This is a genomic window from Oleiagrimonas sp., from assembly GCF_027858935.1.
Classification (GTDB): domain Bacteria; phylum Pseudomonadota; class Gammaproteobacteria; order Xanthomonadales; family Rhodanobacteraceae; genus Oleiagrimonas.
Map to the genome: position 1 here is coordinate 1 of NZ_JAQIBU010000353.1, position 7,732 is coordinate 7,732.

Annotated in this window: 7 protein-coding genes; 3 read left to right on the forward strand and 4 right to left on the reverse strand. The window is 65.4% G+C overall.

What is annotated here, in order from left to right; genetic code table 11:
- From PF446_RS13350 to PF446_RS13365, 4 genes are all read right to left on the reverse strand, one after another.
- Positions 1-500 (reverse strand): response regulator (locus tag PF446_RS13350; protein WP_298072415.1); only part of this gene is annotated, 500 nt, incomplete at its 3' end.
- A gap of 28 nt (positions 501-528) precedes the next feature.
- Positions 529-1,491 (reverse strand): permease-like cell division protein FtsX, encoded by a 963-nt coding sequence (gene ftsX / locus PF446_RS13355; protein ID WP_298072417.1) that lies wholly within the window; start codon positions 1,489-1,491, stop codon positions 529-531.
- On the reverse strand, positions 1,491-2,171 hold the full coding sequence (gene ftsE / locus PF446_RS13360; protein WP_298072419.1) for a cell division ATP-binding protein FtsE: 681 nt from the start codon (positions 2,169-2,171) through the stop codon (positions 1,491-1,493). The genes ftsX and ftsE overlap by 1 nt, the downstream gene beginning before the upstream one ends.
- 274 nt (positions 2,172-2,445) lie before the next feature.
- A complete protein-coding gene (locus tag PF446_RS13365; RefSeq protein ID WP_298072421.1) occupies positions 2,446-4,179 on the reverse strand; it encodes a DEAD/DEAH box helicase in 1,734 nt (577 codons plus the stop codon).
- Positions 4,180-4,547: 368 nt separating this feature from the next.
- Here PF446_RS13365 and trxA point away from each other — a divergent pair, with 368 nt between their 5' ends.
- The 3 genes from trxA to PF446_RS13380 form a co-directional block, all read left to right on the forward strand.
- Positions 4,548-4,874 carry a thioredoxin TrxA gene (gene trxA / locus PF446_RS13370; RefSeq protein ID WP_298072423.1) on the forward strand — a complete coding sequence of 109 codons (327 nt, stop codon included), beginning with the start codon at positions 4,548-4,550 and terminating at the stop codon, positions 4,872-4,874.
- Between the two features lie 167 nt (positions 4,875-5,041).
- Entirely contained in the window at positions 5,042-6,850 is a 1,809-nt protein-coding gene (rho, locus tag PF446_RS13375; protein ID WP_298072425.1) for a transcription termination factor Rho, read from the forward strand.
- Between the two features lie 543 nt (positions 6,851-7,393).
- A partial coding sequence (locus PF446_RS13380) for a hypothetical protein (RefSeq protein WP_298072427.1) occupies positions 7,394-7,732 on the forward strand: 339 nt, incomplete at its 3' end.

A 7,732-nucleotide genomic window follows, 5' to 3' on the forward strand; every position in this document is an offset into this window, starting at 1 on the left:
ACCGTGAGGCCATGTTTCTCCATCATGCGGCGGGTGGCCAGGGCGACCACCCTGCTGTCCTCGATGTACAACACCTCGCCCTGGGCCTGGTCATCCGGGTGCACATAGCCGCGGATGAAGTCGGCCAGGGCCTTGAATCCGAGGCCCTTGTCAAAGTAATCGGTCACGGCCTCGCCGAGAGAGCGCTCGCGCAGACGCTGATCGACGTCACCGGAAATCACCACAATCGGGATGTAGGCCTGGGGCACATGTTGGCGGATGTGACGTGCCAGTTCGACACCATCGATGTCGGGCAGGCGCAGGGCCACCGTGACGAAGTCGATCACACCATCGGCCAGCGCCGCGCGCGCTTCCTCGCCGCTGCCGCAGGGGACCACGGTGGCTTCGGGCAACTCCTTCTTCAGGACCTGTTCGATCAGGCGCCGCACCACCCTGGAGCCATCGACCACCATGACGCGCGGCTGCGCACTTGCGATGTGACGACTGAGGTCCCTTTTCATTGCATGCTCCATGTATTGCGTGCTGGACTCATGTCAGTGCACGGCGCAACTGCCGGGCACTGACAATTCGTGCGCCCAGCCAACCAAGCACGGCCGCCAGCAACGGCACCAGCGCCAGTTGCCAGAGTGGCAGGCCGACAAAATGCAGCCGCCCATCGTAACTTGCGGCCAATCGCGCCACCGGCCCGTTCAGCAGGGCTTCCAGCAACAGTGCCAGCAAAACCGCGACCAGCCCTCCGGCCAGACCGTACCAGACTCCGGCATAAAGATACGGCCGCCGCACGAAGGCCGGGCTGGCACCGATCAGACGCAGCACCGAGATCTCGTCTGCGCGGCTCTGAATGTCCAGACGCACGCTGTTGCCCACCACCAGCAGCGCCGCCAGAGATAGCAATGCGGCCAAAAGCATGACCGCACGCGTAGCCACCGAAAGCAGGGCATCCAGGCGCTGGCGCCAGGCGCCGTCATCCTGCACCTGGGCGACCCCGGGGCGGTCGCGCAACCATGTCAGCAGCGTGCCCACCTGTGCCGCCTGCGCGTCTGACGAGGGCGTGACCACCAACACGAACGGCAGCGGGTTGGAGTCCAGGGCATCGAGGGCCTTGCCGAACCCCTGCATGGTGGCCAGTTCGGTCATGCCCTGTCTGGGCGTGCGCACCACGACAGCGGAGACTTCGGGGCGCGATTTGACCTTCCCGGCCAGGCTCTGGGCCGCATCGGCATGCAGGTTGGTGTTCAAGAACACGCTGATGGTCTGGGTCTGCCCCAACGCCCCCCCCAGCCGCTGGAGGTTGACCAGAAGCAGGCCAAAAGTCAGCGGCAACGCCAGGGCAAACCCCATCACGGTGACCGTCATCAAGGTCCCCAGGGGGCGACCGCCCAGACGATGCAGACTGGCCACCAGTCCCCAGCCATGCTGCTCGCGCCAGGCAGCGAAATGGCGCGGACGCGACCGTGCCGCGGTCTCGTGGGATTTGCGCGCACGTGCCATCAGGACATCACCTCGGTGGCAGGCACGTCATCGACCAGCCGACCCTGGTCCAGCACCAGCACCCGCTTGCGGGTGCGCTTGATCAGCATCAGGTCGTGGCTGACCACCAGCACCGTGGTACCGACGCGCTGGAACTGGTCGAACAGGCCCATGATCTCGGCCGACAGCTGCGGATCCAGGTTGCCGGTCGGCTCGTCGGCAATGATCAGCGATGGCTTGCCGACGATGGCCCGCGCAATGCCCACACGCTGCTGTTCGCCCGCGGAAAGGGCCACCGGCGCCTTTTTTTCGTAGGCCAGCAGGCCCACCTTCTCCAGCGCCGCGCGTACCTTGCGGGCACGTTCGGCCGGTGCAATACCCTCGATCACCAGTGGCAATTCGACGTTGGCGAACACCGTGCGGTCCATCAGCAGGCGATGATCCTGGAACACCATGCCCAGCTTGCGCCGCAGTTTCGGCACCGCGCGGGCGCGGGCCGTCGCCAGATTGCGCCCGTCGACCGTGACGGTGCCCCGGGTGGGCCGCTCGATCAGTGCCAGCATCTTCAGCAGGGTGCTCTTGCCTGCACCCGAATGACCGGTGATGAACACCATCTCGCCAGGTTCCACCCGGAACGAGAGTTCGGAGAGGGCTTCCTGGCCGGTAGGGTAGCGCTTGCTGACCTGGTCGAAACGGATCACGGCGTCGGCAGTGTTCGGGAAAACGCGAGCATACCGTGACGACCGGGGGTTGCCATAGGCAGATGGCAAGATCCGCTTTGGATGAACCCTTTTCTCTGCGGCCAGGGGCGGATGCTAGGGGCTGTCCCCAAGCTCGGCAAGCGCCGGTTCAGAGAAATCCGGTTGCAACGGACCAGGCTTTGGCCATGCCACCTGACACGACGGTAACATCGCCTGCGGACAAGCCAAGGGCACGATCTCTGCCCGTGGCCGCGCAGGCAGGCGCGAACGAAACTCAGCTGCCGCCGAACAGTCGCTTGAAAAAGCCGGCTTTTCTGGGTTTGCTGGTGGCGGAGGGCGCAGGCTCGGCATGCACCTGACGGCTGCCGGACGGTTTGGCCGGGGACGGTGTCTTGGCCTTGGTGCCAGGGCGTTCGCGGTTGTCCTTGCGCGGCCCGTTGGCCTGGGCGTCATCACCAGCGCGCTTCGGGCTGCGGCCTGCGGACGTGCTGCCTTGGGACGCTTCGCCCTCACCACCGCGCCCGCGGCCACCCCGGCCGCCACGACGGCGGCGACGACGCGGCTTGTCCGAACCGGAACCGTCCGCTGGCGCTCCGGAAGCCGGTGCCTGCGGCGCAGCTGCGGGTGCCTGTTCAGGAGTCACCGTTTGTGGGGATTCGCCACGAGCCTGCGAACGACTTCCTGTGCTGGAACCGACGGACCTGGGTCCGCCGCGACCCCGTCCCCGCTTGCGCGAGCCGCCGGATCCGGAGCCGTCCCCTTGCGCGCCGGTCGGCGTGTCCGGAGCGTCGTCGTCGTCGTCCTGCAGGTGTGCCGACTGGGGAAGAGGCCTGGGCATCTTCAGCATCGCCGGATCGATGGCCTCGACCGGAATCTTCTGTTCGATGTAGCTCTCGATGTCCGGCAGGCCCATGGCATAGAGGTCGCAGGCGAAGCTGATCGCATCTCCCTCGGCGCCCAGGCGCGCGGTGCGGCCGATGCGGTGCACGTAGTCCTCGGCGTCCTGCGGCAGGTCGTAGTTGAACACGTGGCTGACGGCCGGGATGTGCAGGCCGCGCGCGGCCACATCGGTGGCCACCAGCATGTCGATCTGACTGTCCTTGAAGCGCTGCAGCAGTTTCTGCCGCTTGACCTGCGGCACGTCGCCGGACAGGGCGCCGACACGGTAGCCGTGCTTGCGCAGGCGCTCCTTGACGCGCTCCACCGCGGCCTTGGTGTTGGCGAACACGATGCTGCGTTTCGGTTTGTGCTGTTCGATCAGGTTCAACAGCAGCGGCATCTTCTCTTCCTTGGCCGGGAAGTAGACCACTTGGCGGACCTTGTCGGCGGTGACGTTGTCGGTCTCCACCACGACCTTCTCGGCCTCGTTCATGTGCTCGTAGGCCAGCTCCAGCACGCGATGGCTCAGAGTCGCAGAGAACAGCAGCACCTGGCGCTCGTCGCGGGCGGGCAGGCGGCGGAAGATGTAGCGCACGTCCTTGATGAAGCCGAGATCGAACATGCGGTCGGCCTCGTCGATCACCATCACCTCGATGGAATCCAGGGCGAACACGTGCTGCTTGTAGTAGTCGAGCAGGCGGCCCGGCGTGGCGATGATGATGTCGCAGCCATCGCGCAGCTGCTGGCGCTGCTTGTCGTAGTCCACGCCGCCGTAGATCAGCGCCATGCGCAGCTCGGTGTCCTGGCCGATGGCGCGCGCATCCTTCTCGATCTGGATGGCCAGCTCGCGGGTCGGCGCAATGATCAGCGCGCGCGGGTCGCTGTCCTTGCGGTTGGCCATGGCCGGCTTGGTCAAAAGCTGGTTCATCAGCGCGACCAGGAAGGCGCAGGTCTTGCCCGTACCGGTCTGCGCCTGCCCGGCGACGTCGCGCCCGGTCAGCGCGATCGGCAGGGCCAGCGCCTGGATCGGCGTGCAGCGGGTGAAGCCGCAACCGGCCAGACCCTTTTGCAGCTGTGGATGGAGATCGAAGCTTTCGAAGAAGGTTTCGGTGAGTACGTGTTCTGCCATAAATCCTGACCAGGCCGGCAAGCGCACGGCTTGTGGCGTGAGTACGGCGCGCCGGGTATTGGCGCCACCGTGAGAATGTCTGTGCGGGCATGATGGCCGCGCGGTCCAAGGGATCGGATCGGCGCGGGTCGGGCGGGACACCAGTCGTCCCGCGAGGCCGGAGCCGGGCCAAGACCACCCTGATTCATGAAGCAGGTGGCTTGAATCCCACCCCGAGTTGCGCTGGAATGAACGGTATGCCGCGATGGCAACCCGCTTGATTTTTCCAATTCCACCCGCAATCTGTGGGTGCCACAGTGTAGCCGATGCCGGACATTTCGTGCGCAGGCATCCAGCGCACCCCCTTTCCTGCCATGGAGACATCCCCAGTGAGCGATCTGATTACCCATATCAAAGACAGTGAATTCGAATCCGAGGTGCTCAACTCGGACGTACCCGTTCTGGTTGACTTCTGGGCCACCTGGTGTGGACCGTGCAAGGCCATTGCCCCGATCCTGGACGAAGTGGCCAAGGATTACGAAGGTCGCCTGAAGATCGTCAAGATCGATATTGACCAGAACCAGAAGACCGCCGTGAACTACAGCGTGCGCGGTGTACCGACCATGATGGTGTTCAAGGGCGGCAAGGTCGAGGCCACCAAGGTCGGCGCCGTACCCAAGGGCCAGATCACCCAGATGGTCGACGGCCTGCTCTGAAACGCCGCATGCCGTGTCGCACAAGCTACCTCCCGCGCGACACGGTGTTTGCGAAGGGCTGCCTGCAGTGCTAGATTCCTATCCATGTCGTAGGGCCATTCGCGCCCGCGCTTTCGTACCACCCCCGATGACCCCTTCCTTTCAACGGCGCCCTGCGAGGTCCGTTCGTGTCCGATACCGATAGCAACAAGCCCGCCGAGACCACGCGTCCGGCTGATTCCGCGGCCGCTGAAAAGCCCGCCAAACCCAAGCGCACGCGGGCCAAGCCTGCCGCCAAGTCCGAGGCGCAAGCGCCGGCCAAGCCCGAGGCGTCCTCCGCGCCTGCCTCGGCACCCGCCCCTGCACCTGCGTCCAGCAAGGACTCAGGATCTGGTCATGGCGGCAACGACGGTGCTGCTGGCAACGACGGCTCCGGCGGCTCCGGCGGCTCCGGCGGCTCCGGCGGCAATGACGGCAACACCAACGGCGGCTCCGACAATGGCGGCTCCGATGGTGATGGCCATCAGCGCGCCCAGGGCGGTGACAAGAAGCAACGCAACAACCCCAACCGCAGCGGCGGCGGAAGCGGCAATGAACCGCGGCGCGGACGCCGCAGGCGTCACGAACGCGGTCCGCGCGGCAACAACAGCAACAACAGTTCGCGCGGCGGCGGCCCCAACAATGGGCTGCCCATGGACGACGACGAGAACTTCGACGCCGGCAGCGACGACCGCATCATCAACCTGACCGAGCTCAAGCGCAAAAACGCCATCGAGCTGCTGGAAACGGCCGATGCGCTGGGCGCCCACGAAGGCGTGGCCCGTGCCCGCAAGCAGGACGTCATCTTCAACATCCTCAAGGCCCACGCGCGCTCCGGCGGCGGGATCTGGGCCGAGGGCGTGCTGGAGATCCTGCAGGACGGCTTCGGCTTCATGCGTTCGGCGGACGAGTCCTACCTGGCCGGTCCCGACGACATCTACGTCAGCCCCAGCCAGATCCGCCGTTTCAACCTGCGCACCGGCGACTACATCACCGGTCGCGTGCGCCCGCCCAAGGAAGGCGAGCGCTACTTCGCGATGCTGCACGTGGAGACCATCAACGGCGACCCGCCGGAAGCCTCCAAGAACAAGATCCTGTTCGAGAACCTGACCCCGCTGTTCCCGCGCAAGGCGTTCCACCTGGAGCGTGGCAACGGGTCCACCGAGGACATCACCGGACGCATCATCGACCTGATCGCGCCGATCGGCTGCGGCCAGCGCGGCCTGCTGGTTTCCCAGCCCAAGGCCGGCAAGACCATGATGCTGCAGAACGTGGCCCAGGCCATCGTGCAGAACCACCCCGAGGCGCACGTGATCATCCTGCTGATCGACGAGCGCCCGGAGGAAGTCACCGAGATGCAGCGCACCGTGCGCGCCGAGGTCATCAGCTCCACCTTCGACGAACCGGCCGTGCGCCACGTGCAGGTGGCCGAGATGGTCATCGAGCGCGCCAAGCGCCTGGTCGAGCACAAGAAGGACGTGGTGATCCTGCTCGATTCCATCACCCGCCTGGCACGCGCCTACAACACCGTGGTGCCGTCCTCCGGCAAGGTGCTCACCGGCGGCGTCGACGCCAACGCCCTGCAGCGCCCGAAGCGCTTCTTCGGCGCCGCGCGCAACGTCGAGGAAGGCGGCAGCCTGACCATCATCGCCACCGCGCTGATCGACACCGGCAGCAAGATGGACGAGGTGATCTACGAGGAGTTCAAGGGCACCGGCAACATGGAAGTGCACCTGTCGCGGCGCATCTCCGAGAAGCGCGTGTACCCGGCCCTGGACATCAACCGCTCCGGCACCCGCCGCGAGGACCTGCTGATCCCGCCGGACCTGCTGCAGAAGATCTGGATCCTGCGCAAGCTGCTGCATCCGATGGACGAGCTGGCCGCGATCGAGTTCATGCTCGACAAGATGAAGAACACCAAGACGAATGACGAGTTCTTCAACTCCATGAAGCGCTGAAGGGCCGGGAATCGTGAATGGGGAATCGGGATTCGTAAAAGCCTACGTTCCCCGACCATCCCGCAACGATATCCCCCGGTCATCATTCCTGCGAAAGCACACTGTCGTCCGGAATCATCTTGCGCCACGCGTAGAGTTGCATGGCGCCGTAGCGCGCAGCATGCGCGCCGCTTTTCGGGGCCCCTCTGGAGGGGTGTGCGGCGGATGAAAAGGCCCGTAGGGGCGACGTCAGGGATGGCGTCGCCTTTTCGTCAGTACAGGATGTGCTGTCGAAAAGCCCAGCCGCCGCACACGAACCCTGCGGACAGCAGTGGGCTTCCGCCGGTGTGACGGACAAGGAAAATCGGAAGAGCCGGCCTCGCGCCGGCTTTTTCGTGTCCTCACCCCCGCGTGACATACTCAATGGCGTCTCCGGCGGGCAGGGAAACACCCATGCAACAGGGATGGCTGGCACTCCTTGGGATCTTCTTCACGACCATGGCATCGGCATCGACGCCAAAGCCAGCATCGTCATCGGCAATGGGACCAGGACGAAGAGAATCGATGCATGCCCAAAGCATGGATCTGTGCCGGCTGGTACGGTCCACCGTCCACGGGCAGTGGCAACACCACTTCTACGCCGCATCGTCGGTCGTCTCCGGCATCATGGTCGCGGCCATGGACGGGGATACCACAGCGGTTCGCAAGGGACTGGCCGCCTTGCCACCGGATCAGATCGCGCGCTGGCGCCAGACCGCGCTGTCCCAGGCCGTGCTTGGCATGCATCCGAGCACCGTCCGCGACCTGATCGCCGAAGGCGCCGACCCGAATGGTCGCGCCTGGATCCCTCCCTACGACGCGCGCATCTATCGGCAGGTCATGAAAGATCCACGACTGGGCGCT

Bases quoted from the DNA above. Each gene is read 5' to 3' on its own strand.
- ftsX (WP_298072417.1), bottom strand. From the start codon at position 1,491: ATGGCACGTGCGCGCAAATCCCACGAGACCGCGGCACGGTCGCGTCCG.
- PF446_RS13365 (WP_298072421.1), bottom strand. From the start codon at position 4,179: ATGGCAGAACACGTACTCACCGAAACCTTCTTCGAAAGCTTCGATCTC.